Consider the following 14,407-nt stretch of genomic DNA (forward strand, 5'->3'; position numbering starts at 1 on the left):
ATAAAAAAGCCAAAAGCAACGATAAATGAATGGTACTAAGTCGCATGATTTTGTTTGTTTTGTTGGTTGAAAAAATTGAAAGCATATCCTTGTAAAAAATCAACGGAAGACATCGACAACGGAATATTGGTTCTTACGCCATTTTCGTCAATTCGACAAGCCTCAATAAACCAGCTCGAGCGTACAGGTTTAAACGAAGAAGCAATAATTTCAACACCATCTGTAAACTCTTCATTGTTGAACTCTTTTGTAAGTTTTTGAAGTTCCAAAACTCTGGAACCTTTTAAATTTCCTTTTGCATCTTTTTTCAAGAGATTGAAAACAATTTTAACTAACGAAGCTGTTTCCTTGCTTGTAGAAAGCGACGAAATATAATTTTGCACTTTTTCAATTCCAATCGTTACGGTGTCGTCCCAACCTTCATTAATGCGGTAGCCAATTGTAATTTCTTCTTTATCATTTGAAAATGTATGCGACATTTGTTTCTCTTTAAAACCATAAACCTGATTTTTTAAATCCAAAATAGTTTCAAATAACTGGAAAGTTTCAGTTTTGGCATTTCGCATCATTTCAGATGTTTCGTGTAGTCTTGAAAGCGCTTTCGGAATCGTTTCGGCTACTAATTTTTTGTAAGCATCTCTTTCTTCCAACTTTTTGCTTTCAATTTTATTTAAAGCTTCTTTTAATTGTTGAGCAGAAAATTGAGATAAGTCCATAGCTTTGAAATTGTTTGCTGTTGAAGTATTCATAAATAGTATTTTTTAAGCGGTTAATAAAATTTCTTCTTTGAATGGATCTCCGTAATACGGTTTAAAATTATTTTGAAACGCGAGTTTTGTAACTTCTTTAATTTTGTTTTCAATACTCGCAGAAACGGGACGGGGAGCGGCAGTTTCGTTATCCAGAATGTGCATCCACTGAAAACGCTCTTGATTAATACAGATTCTTTCTCCGGCGGTAAAAGTTTTCCTTTTTTCAGAACAATATTGAAGTGCCAGATATAATGTTGCAATACGTTCTTCGATTTGTGTGTTACTCATGATTTTTTTCTAATTGATTTTTTAATTTTTTAATATCAGATTCGATTAAACTTCTTTCAGAACTGTTTGGATTCTCAATCAGCCAATTTTCTAATTCCTGAATTTTTTCTTTGATTTGATTTTTTTTCATTTCGATTTACATTAAAAGGTTTAGTGATATCTCCTGTTTTTCATGTCTTTTATAATGCTGTTTTTAAAATTCGTAGTATTTACCATCTTTTTTGTTTTTTAGGGTAGTATTTTTCATTTTGTGTTTTTAATTGGTTTGTTGTTTGAAAATCAGTTAATTGTAAGTGTTTTTGAATTATTTTATTTTATATGTTTCCAATATTTTATAGCTTAACCCCTTGTTTTTCAATTTTATTTTTCTTTACTTTGCAAATATAATGTAAAATAATACATTAAAACAAATTTTTAACGTAAAATAATACATCTTTTTATGGGGTCAACTGAAAGAGTGCGGGAATATCTTGATTATAAAGGGATTACTAAGTATAAGTTCTGTAATGATTTGGGTTTTTCTAATAAGTTTTTGGACAATAGCAGTAATATGGGAACAGATAAGGCGTGTAAAATATTACACTATTATCCAGATCTGAATTCAGAGTGGCTATTAACAGGAAATGGACCAATGATTAAGGAAGAAAACACTAGCATCATAATTATGAATAATGATAGAAAAACAGCCGATTCACTGCATGCTACTCAAGAAATTCCATTGTATGATTTGGAGGCTGTTGCAGGATTGAGAGAATTATTTAGTAGTGGAGAACCGCAAAGAATTTTGGATACAATAAAAATTCCGAATCTTCCAAAATGTGATGGAGCAATTTCTGTAACAGGAGATAGTATGTATCCGTTATTGAAATCTGGAGACATTATTCTGTATAAGGAAACCGAATTTGAAAATATCTTTTTTGGCGAAATGTATCTTCTAAGCGTAAAACTGAACGATTGGGAAGAGTATATTACAGTAAAATATGTTCAGAAATCAGATCAAGGTCAGGAATATGTGAAATTGGTAAGTCAGAATTCACATCATCAGCCAAAAGATATTCATGTATCGAAAATATCTGCGTTAGCGCTTATAAAAGCAAGTATTCGTATTAATACGATGATGTAAAACTGATTTAAATAAAAATATAAAGTACTTTGTGAAATAAGATAAGTTTCATGAAAGAAATTTATATTTGTTACAGACAAACAGCCCCAAATAAATAAATAAACTTAATCAATTATGAAAAAAACTTTACTAGTCCTAGGATTCTTATGTTGTGCAATCACCAGTTCAAAAGCGCAAGTTGTAGGTGTCGATGTTGGAAATATCGCTCCAGAAATCGAGCTTCCAGATACAAAAGGAAATGTCGTTTCGCTTTCGTCATTTAGAGGCGCTTTAGTTTTAGTTGACTTTTGGGCTTCGTGGTGTGGGCCTTGCATCAAAGAGCAACCTGCTTTATTAAAACTGCATAATGCTTATCCGGATAAATTATTTATTTATGGTGTTTCTATGGATACAAAAAAGCCTTTATGGACCGCCGCAATTGCAAAAGGAAAATTGCCTTGGACAAATGTCAGCGATTTGAAATATTGGCAATCGCCAGTTGTAAGCGCTTATATGCTTCAATCTGTTCCGTTGAACTTTTTGATTGACAAAAACGGAATAATCTTAGCTAAAAACATTCACGGAAAAGCTTTAGAAGATATGGTTAACGGCTTGTTGGCTAAATAGCTTGTATTGAGCTGATCTAACCGGGAAGTTCGCAAAGAATTACGCTATGTTCGCAAAGATTTAATTGCTTTGCGACCTTTGCGTAATTCTTTGCGAACTTTGCGGTTAAACCTTAAAAATTGAAACAAAAAAAGCCCATTTCGTTAAGAATTGGGCTTTTTGGTTAATTATTCGTTTTCTGTATTTGACTTTCTGACGCCTCCAAAACTTGTTTTCATCATTTCCCTAATTTGAAATTGCGATTTGTTTCGTGTAACATTTTTCCATTCATTAAAATCATAAATATGGATTTTATCGGCATACGGATTGGTTACAAAGAAAAGTCTTGATATAGAGAATTTGTAATATTTTAATTCATGTGAAATATGCCGATCGGGAACGACAATAAGAATCGTTTCCCAGTCTAGAAAATTCTTAGGAACATCTTCTCTTTCAGTTAATCCAAGAGATTCAAAAAAGGCAAGAATCTTTTGGTCATTATTCTTATCGATCTTCTCATCGATACGTTTAATGGCGTTTAGAAGCTTTTTTTCATCTTTAATAACACTCATAATAGTCTTTGTTTTTTTTATTTTAGTATAAAATTACACCAAAAGAAAATTATTTTAGAAAGTATAGCCAATAGAATGATTCTAAATTTTATTGGCCAATTTTTATGGGGTATGCAAGGATAATTGTTTATGGTTTTGATAAAATACTATTAAAATTTCTACCTCCAAAAAACTAATTTTATATGCTCTAATTTTTACCAATTCATTTTTATGAAAAATTCCTGTCTTAAAAAAGCCTTTTCAGTTTTTGTTTTTTTGATTTCATTTTTGGCTTTCGCCCAAAGTAAATCAGGTAGAGAATTGATTTTGATTGATAACGATTGGCGTTTTTCTTTCGGGCATTTATTTGACACCGAAAAAGATTTCAACCATGCGATGGGGTATTTTTCGTATTTGGCAAAAACAGGTTTTGGAGATGGTCCTGCGGCTAAAGATTTTGATGATCGCGCTTGGCGAAAACTTGATTTGCCACATGATTGGGCGGTCGAACAAGCTTTTAGCGAAAGCGGTAGTTTTAGCCACGGATTCAAAACAGCAGGCAAAGGTTTTCCAAATAAAAGCATTGGCTGGTACAGAAAAAAATCAACATTTCGGAGGCTGATAAGGGAAAAATTATTTCTTTGAAATTTGATGGCGTTTTCAGAAATTCAAAAGTGTTTTTTAACGGCTATTACCTCGGAACCGAGGAAAGTGGCTACAACGGATTTGAATATGATGTTACAGCTTATGTGAATTATGGCGGAGAAAATATAATTGTCGTTCGTGCCGATGCATCAATGGAAGAAGGTTGGTTTTACGAAGGCGCTGGCATTTATAGACATGTTTATCTGCAGAAAACAAATCCGATTCATGTTGTTTTGAACGGGACTTTTGTAAAGTCTCAATTAAAAAATAATGATGCGGTAATTACGGCTGAAGTTTCAATTGAAAATAAAGGAAATTACAAGGGGTTTATTGAAGTGGTTCAAACAATTTTTGACGCTTCAAATAAGCAAATTTCATCAGCTTCTGAAAATGTTTTGGCTCCCGAATTTTACAAAACAACAAGTTTTACTTCGAAATTGGATGTCAAAAATCCGATTTTATGGGATATTGATGCTCCAAATTTATATCATTTGGTTACTGAATTAAAGCAGAATGGGAAAACAATTGATGGTTATGAAACGCCTTTTGGAATCAGAGCCATAAAATTTGATGCCGAAAAAGGCTTTTTTTGAATGGAAAATCGCTGAAATTAAAAGGAACCAATAATCATCAAGATCATGCTGGAATTGGAACTGCTTTGCCTGATGAAATTCAGTATTACCGAATCAAAAAACTGAAAGAAATGGGTTCAAACGCTTATCGTTGTTCGCATCATCCGCCAACTCCTGAATTGCTGAAAGTTTGTGATGAATTAGGAATGCTGGTAATTGATGAAACCCGTTTGATGGGAATCAACAATTATCATTTGAACGATTTGGAACGAATGATGAAACGCGATCGAAATCATCCAAGCATTATTTGTTGGTCTGTTGGAAATGAAGAATGGAATATCGAAGGCAATATTGTGGGTGAGCGTATTACAAATGTAATGCAGGATTTTGCAAAAAGCATTGACAGCACAAGACCTGTAACGGTTGGAATCAGTAGCGGATTTAGAAGTGGCATTTCATCTGTAGTTGAAATTATGGGCTACAATTATCTCGGAAATGGAGATATTGACGCGCACAGAAACGAGTTCAAACAACAGCCAGGAATGGGAACAGAGGAAGGCTCAACTTTCACCACGAGAGGGGTGTATTTTACAGATGATGCTAAACATTATAAAAGTGCTTACGATCAAAAGCCTAGGCCAACTTTTTACAGCATAGAAGAAGGCTGGAAGTTTTATGCCGAAAGACCTTATTTAGCAGGAATGTTTATTTGGACTGGTTTTGATTATCGCGGAGAACCAACGCCTTATGGTTGGCCATCGGTGACTTCATATTTTGGGATGATGGATGTTTGTGGTTTTCCGAAAGACAATGTTTTTTATCTAAAATCTTGGTGGGGAAATAAACCTGTTTTGCATATCATGCCACACTGGAATTGGAGCGGAATGGAAGGCAAGGAAATTGATGTTTGGGTGCATTCAAATTGTGATGAAGTTGAACTTTTCTTGAATAAAAAAGTCTGGGGAAAAAGAAAATGGAATTGAACAGTCATTTGGAATGGAAAGTCAAGTATGTTCCTGGAGTATTAGAAGCAATTGGTTATAAAAGCGGTAAAAAAGTGCTTTCTGAAATTCAAAGAACAACCGGAAATGCAGAAAATATAAAACTGTCTTTGGATAAAGAAAATGTCTCAAAAGGAAATGTTTTTGTAGTGACGGTTGAAACTACGGATAAAAACGGCCTGCATGTCCCAACGGCAAATGATGAAATAGAATTTTCTATAATAGGAGGAAAGATTTTAGGCATAGGAAATGGCGATCCGACTTCTTTAGAAAAAGATAAGTTTATCGATGATGTGACTTTGGTTTCTATAACTAATTTCCAAGAAAGAAATGGATTTCATGTTGATCAGCCACGAAATTTAGATGATAAAGAATACCAGTGGAAAGAAGCGTTTAAAGATAGGGATTATAAAAATCAAGCAGAATCGTATTTGTATCGTGGAGAATTTGATATAAAAAATGACCTAAAGACAAGTATAGTAACTTTTTATTATAAAAAAATAGGTGTTGAGCCTGTTGTTTATATTAATGGAACAGTTGTAGAACCGAGTAAAGAAGATTCTCAAAAGTATATTCTAAGTGCAGACATTTTAATGGGAGGAAAAAATTTCATTAATATTTCAGCAAAACCTCTCCAAAAAGTAAAAGATTGGGACGTTATGAATACAGATCCCGGAATCATTCAAGTCATAACACCAGCCGAACCTTGGAAAAGAAAGCTATTTAACGGCTATTCCCAAATTATTATTCAAAAAGAAGATAATGCCAAAGAAGTTATTCTATCCGCTTCCGCGAAAGGATTACGAACTGCGATTTTAAAGAATTAGTTTTTAACCGCAAGGCACGCTAAGATTTACGCAAAGGTTCGCAAAGTTTTCGTATAGCTTTGCGAACTTTGCGTTTATATTCACAATCCATAGAAAAAAACTTTGCGTTCTTTGCGGTTAAATTCGAAACCTGATCCCTAAGCTTCGGGAGAAACAAAAAAAATAACAAAATAATAATGTTTGATTTTCATAACTTTGCAAAATGAACAATCAAGCACAAAATATTAATAATTGCGATTTTACTTCAGATTTACAGCTGAAGGGTTTTAAGGTTTATCAAATAAATGGAGATCAAAGCAAGATTCCTGTTTACAGCCGAAGGGATTTTTACAAAATTTGTATAAATACAAGCAAAAGTATCATACAATATGCTGACCGCGGGATAGAAACTGATGGTACGATTTTGTTTTTCGGTAATCCAATTATTCCCTATTCATGGGAAACCATTTCAGGAGAGTATGAGGGATATGCTTGTGTTTTTACCGAAGAATTCTTGAAATCAAAGGAACGTTCAGAAGCCCTTCAAGAATCGCCTTTATTTAAAATAGGAGGTACGCCAATCTTTTCTTTAACCGCAGAACAAAAGGTTTTTATAGATTCATTGTTTCAAAAAATGATTCAAGAATATGAAACAGATTATGCTTTTAAAGATGATTTGATGCGCAATTATATCAATCTGATTTTGCATGAATCAATGAAGATGCAACCGTCGGAGAATTTCTTTAAACCAAAAAATGCTTCTTCTAGAATTACTTCTTTGTTTTTGGAATTATTAGAAAGACAGTTTCCAATTGAGACAAAAGATCAGCCACTTTTATTAAAAACGCCTCAGGATTATGCGCAAAGTCTTGCTGTACACGTAAATCACTTAAATCGCTCGGTTAAAGAAGTTACAGGAAAACCAACCACTTCGCATATTACAGAAAGAATTATCAACGAAGCAAAAGCGCTTTTACAGCATACAGATTGGAGTATTTCTGATATAGGTTACTCATTAGGATTTGAATATCCAAGCTACTTTAATAATTATTTTAAAAGGCTTACAGGAACGGTTCCAAAATCGTTAAGAATGTAAATTGTTTCATTTTCATAATTTTTTGTTTGAATATTGTTATTTCTGGACTAATGTATTGTTCTACATTTGTCCCAGATTAACAAACAAATCATTTATCGGTTTTTAAAGACTAAAAAACACTTCACAAAAGCAGGGTCCCAGCTTTACGGTTTAGTTTTAAATGCTTGATATAAAATAATATAAAGTTTTAAAGAATTAATTAAGTCAAAATCTCTTTTTGAAGAGATCGATGTTCTGATTTTTCTATCGAAAGATAGTTTACAATAGCTTTTGAATAAATTATTAACCTAAAAACAACAAAATTATGTCGACACAATACACCACAGTGACCGAAGAAGGAAGAGTTCCAAATACTTATATGACAGGTGAAGTGTCATATAAAAAGCAAACCAGCGAAATTCATCCCGAAAATACGACTATTAAAGAAGTTTCATTTGAACCAAGTGCAAGAAGCAACTGGCACAGCAATGCAAGTTTGCAATTATTGATCGCTACTGCAGGAGTTGGTTATTATCAAGAAAGAGGAGGCGAAATTAGAATGCTCCAAAAAGATGAAGTAGTTACGATTTTGCCTGGCGTAGAACATTGGTACGGCGCAACTCCGTTTAATAAATTTTCTTATATCACCATTATCACAGAAATTGACAAAGGTTTTGGAACCTGGCTTGAAAAAGTCTCAGATGAAGAATATTTTTCTTTTCAAAGCGCTTGATTTTTTTTAGATACTAAGATACTAAGATTCTAAGGTACTAAGATGCTAAGTTACTAAGCTTCTCAGCTAAGTTTTTATGCAGATTTGTAAATGATTTTTTAATATTAATGAAAGAATATTTTTGTAACTTTCATGTTGTCAATTTTTTACAGAAATAAATCTGTTTAAATCCGCCAAATCTGCGTGCAACTTTTTCGTCGTTTCAAAACTTGAAACCTGAAACTTCAAACAAAAAACAACAAAAAACAAATTATGGAAACAAAAGACATCAAAGCCTTTGGTACAGAAGTCGCCGAAGCACCATTAAAAACATTAGATATTAAAAGAAGAGCAGTACAAGCGCATGACGTAGAAATTGAAATTTTGTATTGTGGTATCTGCCATTCTGATTTGCATTCTGCTAGAAATGAGTGGCACGGAACAATGTACCCAATTGTGCCGGGACACGAGATCGTTGGTCGCGTGACTAAAGTTGGTAATCATGTTAAAAACTTTAAAGTTGGTCAGTTAGCCGGAGTAGGCTGTATGGTAGATTCTTGCAGAGAATGCGATCATTGCAAAAACGATTTGGAGCAATATTGCGATGAAGGAAGCACATTGACATTCAATTCGCCAGATAAACATTTAGGCGGACATACTTTTGGAGGTTATTCTCAAAGTATTGTTGTTGATGAAAATTATGTACTTCATATTTCAGATAAATTAGATCTTGCTGGAGTTGCACCATTATTATGTGCTGGAATTACAACGTATTCTCCTTTAAAACACTGGAAAGTAGGTCCTGGGCAAAAAGTTGGAATTGTGGGAATCGGCGGTTTAGGACACATGGGAATCAAATTGGCAAAAGCAATGGGCGCTCATGTTGTTGTTTTTACCACATCAATATCAAAATTTGACGCAAGCAAAAGATCTTGGCGCTGATGAAGTAGTTTTATCTACAGATTCAGAGCAAATGGCAAAACATGCAAAAAGCCTTAACTTTATTTTAGATTGCGTTTCAGCTGAACACAGCATCGATGCTTATTTGAACTTGCTAAAAGTTGACGGGACTTTAACGCTTGTAGGAGCGCCAATGGATCCGTTACCTGTAACCTCATTCAGCCTTATTTTAGGAAGAAGAAGCTTCGCCGGTTCAGCTATCGGAGGAATCGCAGAAACTCAGGAAATGCTTGATTTCTGTGCAGAACACAATATTACTGCAGACATCGAAATTATTGGTGTAAACGAAGTAAACGACGCTTATGAAAGATTGCTTAAAGGAGATATCAAATATCGTTTTGTGATTGATATGGCTTCTTTGAAATAAATATCAAAGTGACAAAGTAACAAAGGTTCAAAGTAACAAAGGAAAAAACTTTGCCCCTTTGTTACTTTGCCCCTTTGTCCCTAAAAAAGAAAAAATGCAAACACGTAAACTAGGAAATAACGGTCTTGAAGTCTCAGCATTGGGATTGGGCTGTATGGGAATGAGTTTTGGATATGGTCCAGCTCATGACAAAAATGAAATGATAAGTCTGCTTCGTTCGGCTTATGAAAAAGGAATTACTTTTTTTGATACAGCCGAATGTTATGGACCTCATTTAAACGAAGAGTTGTTAGGAGAAGCTTTAGCGCCTTTTCGCGATAGAGTTGTAATTGCTACGAAATTTGGTTTTCTGGAAGGAGATTCTAAAAAAGGATTAGACAGCCGACCAGAATGGATCAGACAAAGCATTGAAGGTTCATTGAAAAGATTGAAAACAGATGTAATTGACTTGTATTATCAGCATCGCGTTGATCCGAATGTGCCTATCGAAGACGTTGCCGGAACAATAAAAGATTTGATTCAGGAAGGAAAAGTAAAACATTTTGGACTTTCAGAAGCAGGAGCAGAGACTATTCGACGTGCGCACGCTGTTCAGCCTGTTACGGCGCTTCAAAGCGAATACTCACTTTGGTGGAGAACTCCCGAAGAAGAAATTTTCCCAACCTTAGAAGAACTCGGAATTGGTTTTGTGCCTTTCAGTCCGCTGGGAAGAGGTTTTCTTACTGCAAAAATTGATGAAAACACACAATTTGACAGTACAGATTTCAGAAATTCATTGCCTCGTTTTGCTCCAGAAGCAAGAAAAACAAACCAACAATTTGTTGAAGTATTAACCAAAATGGCTACAGAAAGAGGTGTTACAAACGCTCAAATTGCTCTTGCGTGGATTTTAGCCCAAAAACCTTGGATCGCGCCAATTCCGGGAACTACAAAATTGCATCGTTTAGAAGAAAATTTAAGTGCAATAAGCCTAGAACTTTCAGCCCAAGATGTTGCGGCAATTAATGAAGCGGCTTCAAAAATAACAATAGAAGGATCAAGATATCCAGAACATTTGCAGAAGATAGCTGGTAAATAAGTTTCTAAGATACTAAGGTTCTAAGATGCTAAGCTCTTGAGTTAAATAAAAAACTTAGAATCTTAGAAACTTAGCATCTTAGCACCTCAAAAAAAACAAACCCCTCAAGCAATTCAACTCTTGAGAGGTTTTTAGCAAAGATTTGGGGGTTCTTAGATGCTCACTTAACTTAGTATCTCAGAATCTCAGAATCTTTGTTTAAAATAAATAATGATCAATTAAATTTATTTTACTTTTCAGTCTTAGCGCCTCAGCACCTTAGCACCTCAGCACCTTAGAATCTTAGTGCCTTAGCATCTTAAAAAATTACTTTTTGTCTAGATTTTGCTTCAGCATTTTTGCGTGTTCCAGATGTGCTGTTAAACCTGCAATATTATTTGATGCCCACATTTTGATATCATTATCTGTGGCGTCTTTTGAGGCTTTTTGAAGTTTTTCAATTGCTTTTTCGTGGCCGTCTATCATCATATCGGCAAATTTTTTGTCAAAATCTACGCCTGATTTTTCATTTAGTTTGTTGTATTCATCTTGGCCTTCTTCTGTTAATGAAGTCGGAAGCGTAAAGTTTTTGGTCTTCGCCAATGCGCTAACTTCAGAAGCGGATTTTGTATGTTCATCCACAAGCATTTTTCCAAATTTTTTCACTTCGGCATTTGTGCTTTTCTGCTGGGCCAGTTTTCCAATTTCGATTTCTGCTAAATTAATTTCCGCCTGATCTACCAAAAATTCAGAATCATCTTCTTTGTTGTCAATAGAATCAAATTTGGCTTCATTTGCATCTTCTGCGACTTCTTTTGGATCTTCTTGTTTAGTTTCGTTTTTACAAGATTGAAGAAATATAATAATAAGTCCCGCTCCTAAAATTGCTTTTCCGGCTAATAGTATCTTTTTCATGATTTTAATTGTTTGAAAGTTATAATGTAAAATTATTTAGGAAGCGCAAGGAATGCCTTACAGGATTTTAAGAGATTGTTATATGATTTGGATGCTACCTTAAATGAAAATTTTATATTAGCATTAAAAAGAAAATAAACTCTTATAATGAAGCAAAAAATTACTTTACTATTTCTTCTTGCAACAACATTTTTATCTGCCCAAATAAGCTACACAGGATTTATTGATAAATATCCAATAGAATTTGTAACCTATCTTTATTCTGATGGAGTAGGATCGGCGATTTACGCTTATTCTAATTTTGATACTCCAATTGTTTTAAGTGCCAAACTTACCGGAAAGACTTTGGTTTTTATAGAAAAAGACAAAACGAATAAAGAAACTGCAAAATTGACTTTTCAGAATTATAATGAAAAAAGCCAACAGCTAAATGGAATATGGAAAGATTTTAATTCAGGAAAAGAACTCAAAATTACTTTATCGAAAGAATTTAATATCGATTATGGCGATAATGTTGAATGGACAGATAGAGAAATTCTGCAACCGGAATCTTTTAAAGACAAATATTTCAAGTTGATTATTTCTAAAGAAAAAGGTAGTTTTTATGCCCAAGTTACTGGTGTAAAAATTATTGAGAAAAAGACAGATAAATTAATTCAGAAAATAGATTTAGATTGCCAGCTTTGGGGCTTGAACAACATAAGTATCGACGATTATAATTTTGACGGAATTCCGGATTTTTCTGTTTTTGAAAGCAGTTATGCCGGACCAAATACATCAAGTTTATATATTCTTTATAATCCAAAAACGGGAAAATATTTTCAGAGCAGTTTCAGTGGAACTTCTTTAGAATTTGATTCTAAGGCCAAAAGAATTTATGAGCACAATCAATGTTGCGCCGGTACGAGCCACATGAATGCAGAATATAAAGTGGTGAATAATAAAATGGTTTTAATAAAGAAAACTTGTCTGGAATTAGATGAAAAAACTGGTGATTTGATCAAAAAAAATGTGATTAAATGTTTAGCATAAATTCAATTTCAAATGAAAATAATTAAGGTAATTGCTGTAGTGCTGTTTTTAGGAATATTTTTTCTCTATATAAACTGTTTTTCTTCTTTTGTAATGCCATGGCAAAAAGAAGAAGCAATTGAAGCCGCATTAAGTTGGGGACAATTGGAAAAACTTCCTAAAGATGCAGAAATTATTGATTTGGAAAAAAGAGGCTCAATGTTTACAAGACAATTTATAATTGAGTTCACTAGTTCTGATACCGAAATTAAAAAATGGATTTTAAAAAGTAAAGGATTTAGAAAAAGTAAGTTAAAAATAAAAGAAGGAATCAAAGTATATGAAATTCACCCAAAAGATGGTGATGCTTATGGTGGAAAAGTTGAAGTGAAGCAAAATAAAGTTTTAATAAATATGAGTTGGAGTTGAAAACAATTAGCTTCTAAACTTTAAAAAATCCCAATTCCAAAAGAATTGGGATTTTTTATGCTCAAAACTTTCGACTTTATAACTTTATGACTTCCGACTTATAAATTATGAAAGTTATTGCCAAAATTATATAACAGAAAAATCTTGCTTTTCGATGAACTTTGAAATACCATAACATATCAAATCATTAACCTAAAATTTTATGTCATGCCAAATCCTAGAATCAAGAATGAAGCACAGTATGAAGCATTGGTGAAAAAAGGCTACAGCAAAGAGAAATCGGCTCGAATTGCCAATACGCCAGATGCTGGAGTAAAAGGCGGAAAAGCCAAGCCTTATGAAGAATGGACAAAAGAAGAACTTTTGAAACAAGCTATTAGAGTTGGAATAAAAGGACGTTCCTATATGAATAAAAAGGCCTTGATAAATTCTTTGCGAAACAATTAAAGTTAAAAATTATGGCTACAAAAGTCTCTCAGCAAAAACTTATTGAAAAATTGATCAAGACACCACATTTGGTTCTTGAGAAATTAGACTTGGTTTATGTAAGCAATCAAAAATTGCCAATTGAGAGATTGCAGGAAAAAGAGGGATTTGTTTATAAAAAGAATGGACGCTATATCAAGCAGAAAAGCGAATTAAAACGCTTTAACAGTTTGGTTTTGCCACCAGCATGGGTAAATGTCAGAATTTCTGATTTAGCAAATGGACATTTGCAGGCTGTTGGCCTTGATGTAAAAAACAGAAAACAATATCGCTATCATCCAAAATGGAATTCAATTCGGAATCAAACCAAGTTTTATAAAATAGCCGAATTTGGACAAAAACTTCCTTTGATAAGAAAAAGGGTCGATCAAGATTTAGAAGAGAAGGAGTGGTCCAAAAACAAGGTTATAGCGCTTGTGATTCGGTTAATGGAGGAAACACATATCCGAATTGGAAATGAAAAGTATGCAAAAGACAATAAATCATACGGACTTTCGACTTTGCGCAAACGGCACATCAATATCAATAAAAATGCGCTTCGATTTGAATTCATTGGAAAAAAGGAAAACAACACACCATCACAACTCGAAACAAGCAATTAATAAAATTAGTTAGCCGTTGCGAAGAAATTCCGGGTTGGGAAGTTTTTAAATATTACGACAATAATGGCGAAAAAAGGTTTTAGACAGTCATATGGTAAATGAATATTTGCATGAGATTTCAGGAGAATATTTCAGCGCAAAAGATTTTAGAACCTGGGTCGCCTCAATTATTTTTTTCGAAAACCTTATGGAAATCGGAACAACAACAGACGAAAAGGAAATCAAAAAAAACATTCTTACGGCTTATGATGCGACGGCAGATGCGCTCGGAAACACAAGAAACGTCTGCAAGAATTATTATGTACATCCCTTGCTGGTTTCAACATATGAAGATGGATCGATTCAGCAGTATTTTGATAAAGTAAAAAAGAGCAGAAGCACTAAGAAGTATTTTTCTCAAATGGAATCTGCTTTTGCCGAATTGATAGAAAAATATACGGTTAACTTGCTGTAATCAGTGATCTATAGCG

Annotated in this window: 16 protein-coding genes and 3 pseudogenes; 14 read left to right on the forward strand and 5 right to left on the reverse strand. The window is 33.7% G+C overall.

Annotation, left to right across the window (positions count from 1 at the left end):
- Positions 1–35: 35 nt before the first annotated feature.
- The 3 genes from ACQ9BO_RS13560 to ACQ9BO_RS13570 are packed head-to-tail and all read right to left on the reverse strand — an operon-like array spanning position 36 to position 1,170.
- Entirely contained in the window at positions 36–749 is a 714-nt protein-coding gene (locus ACQ9BO_RS13560) for a DUF3164 family protein (RefSeq protein WP_431241148.1), read from the reverse strand.
- Between the two features lie 12 nt (positions 750–761).
- Positions 762–1,040, reverse strand: coding sequence for a hypothetical protein (locus ACQ9BO_RS13565; RefSeq protein WP_431241149.1), 279 nt, complete (start codon positions 1,038–1,040; stop codon positions 762–764).
- Positions 1,033–1,170, reverse strand: coding sequence for a hypothetical protein (locus tag ACQ9BO_RS13570; RefSeq protein WP_162847919.1), 138 nt, complete (start codon positions 1,168–1,170; stop codon positions 1,033–1,035). Before ACQ9BO_RS13570 ends, ACQ9BO_RS13565 begins: the two co-directional genes overlap by 8 nt.
- A gap of 309 nt (positions 1,171–1,479) precedes the next feature.
- Here ACQ9BO_RS13570 and ACQ9BO_RS13575 point away from each other — a divergent pair, with 309 nt between their 5' ends.
- Both ACQ9BO_RS13575 and ACQ9BO_RS13580 read left to right on the forward strand, forming a co-directional pair.
- Positions 1,480–2,163 carry a S24 family peptidase gene (locus tag ACQ9BO_RS13575; RefSeq protein ID WP_431241150.1) on the forward strand — a complete coding sequence of 228 codons (684 nt, stop codon included), beginning with the start codon at positions 1,480–1,482 and terminating at the stop codon, positions 2,161–2,163.
- Positions 2,164–2,277: 114 nt separating this feature from the next.
- Positions 2,278–2,769 carry a TlpA family protein disulfide reductase gene (locus ACQ9BO_RS13580; RefSeq protein ID WP_431241151.1) on the forward strand — a complete coding sequence of 164 codons (492 nt, stop codon included), beginning with the start codon at positions 2,278–2,280 and terminating at the stop codon, positions 2,767–2,769.
- 167 nt (positions 2,770–2,936) lie between these two features.
- On the opposite strand, the gene ACQ9BO_RS13585 is transcribed toward ACQ9BO_RS13580, so the two are convergent.
- Positions 2,937–3,320, reverse strand: a complete 384-nt coding sequence (locus ACQ9BO_RS13585) for a hypothetical protein (protein ID WP_431241152.1) — start codon at positions 3,318–3,320, stop codon at positions 2,937–2,939.
- Positions 3,321–3,530: 210 nt separating this feature from the next.
- Here ACQ9BO_RS13585 and ACQ9BO_RS13590 point away from each other — a divergent pair, with 210 nt between their 5' ends.
- The 8 genes and pseudogenes from ACQ9BO_RS13590 to ACQ9BO_RS13625 all read left to right on the forward strand — a co-directional run bounded on the left by ACQ9BO_RS13590 (position 3,531) and on the right by ACQ9BO_RS13625 (position 10,515).
- Positions 3,531–3,944, forward strand: coding sequence for a hypothetical protein (locus ACQ9BO_RS13590; protein WP_431241153.1), 414 nt, complete (start codon positions 3,531–3,533; stop codon positions 3,942–3,944).
- Entirely contained in the window at positions 3,935–4,537 is a 603-nt protein-coding gene (locus tag ACQ9BO_RS13595) for a sugar-binding domain-containing protein (protein WP_431245116.1), read from the forward strand. Before ACQ9BO_RS13590 ends, ACQ9BO_RS13595 begins: the two co-directional genes overlap by 10 nt.
- Positions 4,534–5,516 (forward strand): annotated as a pseudogene (locus ACQ9BO_RS13600) (glycoside hydrolase family 2 TIM barrel-domain containing protein); the annotation flags it as partial. The gene ACQ9BO_RS13595 and the pseudogene ACQ9BO_RS13600, both read left to right, overlap by 4 nt.
- Positions 5,490–6,344, forward strand: coding sequence for a DUF4982 domain-containing protein (locus tag ACQ9BO_RS13605; protein WP_431245117.1), 855 nt, complete (start codon positions 5,490–5,492; stop codon positions 6,342–6,344). The pseudogene ACQ9BO_RS13600 and the gene ACQ9BO_RS13605, both read left to right, overlap by 27 nt.
- Positions 6,345–6,546: 202 nt before the next feature.
- The gene (locus ACQ9BO_RS13610) at positions 6,547–7,419 is read left to right on the forward strand and encodes a helix-turn-helix domain-containing protein (RefSeq protein ID WP_431241154.1); all 873 of its coding nucleotides are present in this window, start codon (positions 6,547–6,549) and stop codon (positions 7,417–7,419) included.
- A 304-nt stretch (positions 7,420–7,723) separates the two neighbouring features.
- Positions 7,724–8,131: a cupin domain-containing protein gene (locus ACQ9BO_RS13615; protein ID WP_431241155.1), complete on the forward strand. Its 408-nt coding sequence runs from the start codon at positions 7,724–7,726 to the stop codon at positions 8,129–8,131.
- Positions 8,132–8,383: 252 nt separating this feature from the next.
- Positions 8,384–9,437: pseudogene (locus tag ACQ9BO_RS13620) on the forward strand (NAD(P)-dependent alcohol dehydrogenase).
- A 94-nt stretch (positions 9,438–9,531) separates the two neighbouring features.
- Positions 9,532–10,515: an aldo/keto reductase gene (locus ACQ9BO_RS13625; protein ID WP_431241156.1), complete on the forward strand. Its 984-nt coding sequence runs from the start codon at positions 9,532–9,534 to the stop codon at positions 10,513–10,515.
- A 306-nt stretch (positions 10,516–10,821) separates the two neighbouring features.
- Here the strand turns inward: ACQ9BO_RS13625 and ACQ9BO_RS13630 are convergent, their stop codons facing one another.
- Entirely contained in the window at positions 10,822–11,409 is a 588-nt protein-coding gene (locus ACQ9BO_RS13630) for a DUF4142 domain-containing protein (RefSeq protein WP_431241157.1), read from the reverse strand.
- 147 nt (positions 11,410–11,556) lie between these two features.
- On the opposite strand from ACQ9BO_RS13630, the gene ACQ9BO_RS13635 reads away from it, so the two are divergent.
- From ACQ9BO_RS13635 to ACQ9BO_RS13650, 4 genes and pseudogenes are all read left to right on the forward strand, one after another.
- Positions 11,557–12,441, forward strand: coding sequence for an XAC2610-related protein (locus ACQ9BO_RS13635; protein WP_431241158.1), 885 nt, complete (start codon positions 11,557–11,559; stop codon positions 12,439–12,441).
- A 12-nt stretch (positions 12,442–12,453) separates the two neighbouring features.
- A complete protein-coding gene (locus tag ACQ9BO_RS13640) occupies positions 12,454–12,849 on the forward strand; it encodes a hypothetical protein (RefSeq protein WP_431241159.1) in 396 nt (131 codons plus the stop codon).
- A gap of 207 nt (positions 12,850–13,056) precedes the next feature.
- Positions 13,057–13,296, forward strand: a complete 240-nt coding sequence (locus ACQ9BO_RS13645; protein ID WP_431241160.1) for a DUF7218 family protein — start codon at positions 13,057–13,059, stop codon at positions 13,294–13,296.
- A gap of 11 nt (positions 13,297–13,307) precedes the next feature.
- Positions 13,308–14,391: pseudogene (locus ACQ9BO_RS13650) on the forward strand (DNA topoisomerase IB).
- The last annotated feature ends 16 nt before the right edge of the window (positions 14,392–14,407 follow it).

This window comes from Flavobacterium sp. P21, assembly GCF_050632225.1.
Taxonomy (GTDB): domain Bacteria; phylum Bacteroidota; class Bacteroidia; order Flavobacteriales; family Flavobacteriaceae; genus Flavobacterium.

What these genes read in the sequence shown, in the direction of transcription:
- ACQ9BO_RS13560 (WP_431241148.1), bottom strand. Translation starts at nt 749, where the DNA reads ATGAATACTTCAACAGCAAACAATTTCAAAGCTATGGACTTATCTCAA.
- ACQ9BO_RS13565 (WP_431241149.1), bottom strand. Translation starts at nt 1,040, where the DNA reads ATGAGTAACACACAAATCGAAGAACGTATTGCAACATTATATCTGGCA.
- ACQ9BO_RS13570 (WP_162847919.1), bottom strand. Translation starts at nt 1,170, where the DNA reads ATGAAAAAAAATCAAATCAAAGAAAAAATTCAGGAATTAGAAAATTGG.
- ACQ9BO_RS13575 (WP_431241150.1), top strand. Translation starts at nt 1,480, where the DNA reads ATGGGGTCAACTGAAAGAGTGCGGGAATATCTTGATTATAAAGGGATT.
- ACQ9BO_RS13580 (WP_431241151.1), top strand. Translation starts at nt 2,278, where the DNA reads ATGAAAAAAACTTTACTAGTCCTAGGATTCTTATGTTGTGCAATCACC.
- ACQ9BO_RS13585 (WP_431241152.1), bottom strand. Translation starts at nt 3,320, where the DNA reads ATGAGTGTTATTAAAGATGAAAAAAAGCTTCTAAACGCCATTAAACGT.
- ACQ9BO_RS13590 (WP_431241153.1), top strand. Translation starts at nt 3,531, where the DNA reads ATGAAAAATTCCTGTCTTAAAAAAGCCTTTTCAGTTTTTGTTTTTTTG.
- ACQ9BO_RS13605 (WP_431245117.1), top strand. Translation starts at nt 5,490, where the DNA reads ATGGAATTGAACAGTCATTTGGAATGGAAAGTCAAGTATGTTCCTGGA.
- ACQ9BO_RS13610 (WP_431241154.1), top strand. Translation starts at nt 6,547, where the DNA reads ATGAACAATCAAGCACAAAATATTAATAATTGCGATTTTACTTCAGAT.
- ACQ9BO_RS13615 (WP_431241155.1), top strand. Translation starts at nt 7,724, where the DNA reads ATGTCGACACAATACACCACAGTGACCGAAGAAGGAAGAGTTCCAAAT.
- ACQ9BO_RS13625 (WP_431241156.1), top strand. Translation starts at nt 9,532, where the DNA reads ATGCAAACACGTAAACTAGGAAATAACGGTCTTGAAGTCTCAGCATTG.
- ACQ9BO_RS13630 (WP_431241157.1), bottom strand. Translation starts at nt 11,409, where the DNA reads ATGAAAAAGATACTATTAGCCGGAAAAGCAATTTTAGGAGCGGGACTT.
- ACQ9BO_RS13635 (WP_431241158.1), top strand. Translation starts at nt 11,557, where the DNA reads ATGAAGCAAAAAATTACTTTACTATTTCTTCTTGCAACAACATTTTTA.
- ACQ9BO_RS13640 (WP_431241159.1), top strand. Translation starts at nt 12,454, where the DNA reads ATGAAAATAATTAAGGTAATTGCTGTAGTGCTGTTTTTAGGAATATTT.
- ACQ9BO_RS13645 (WP_431241160.1), top strand. Translation starts at nt 13,057, where the DNA reads ATGCCAAATCCTAGAATCAAGAATGAAGCACAGTATGAAGCATTGGTG.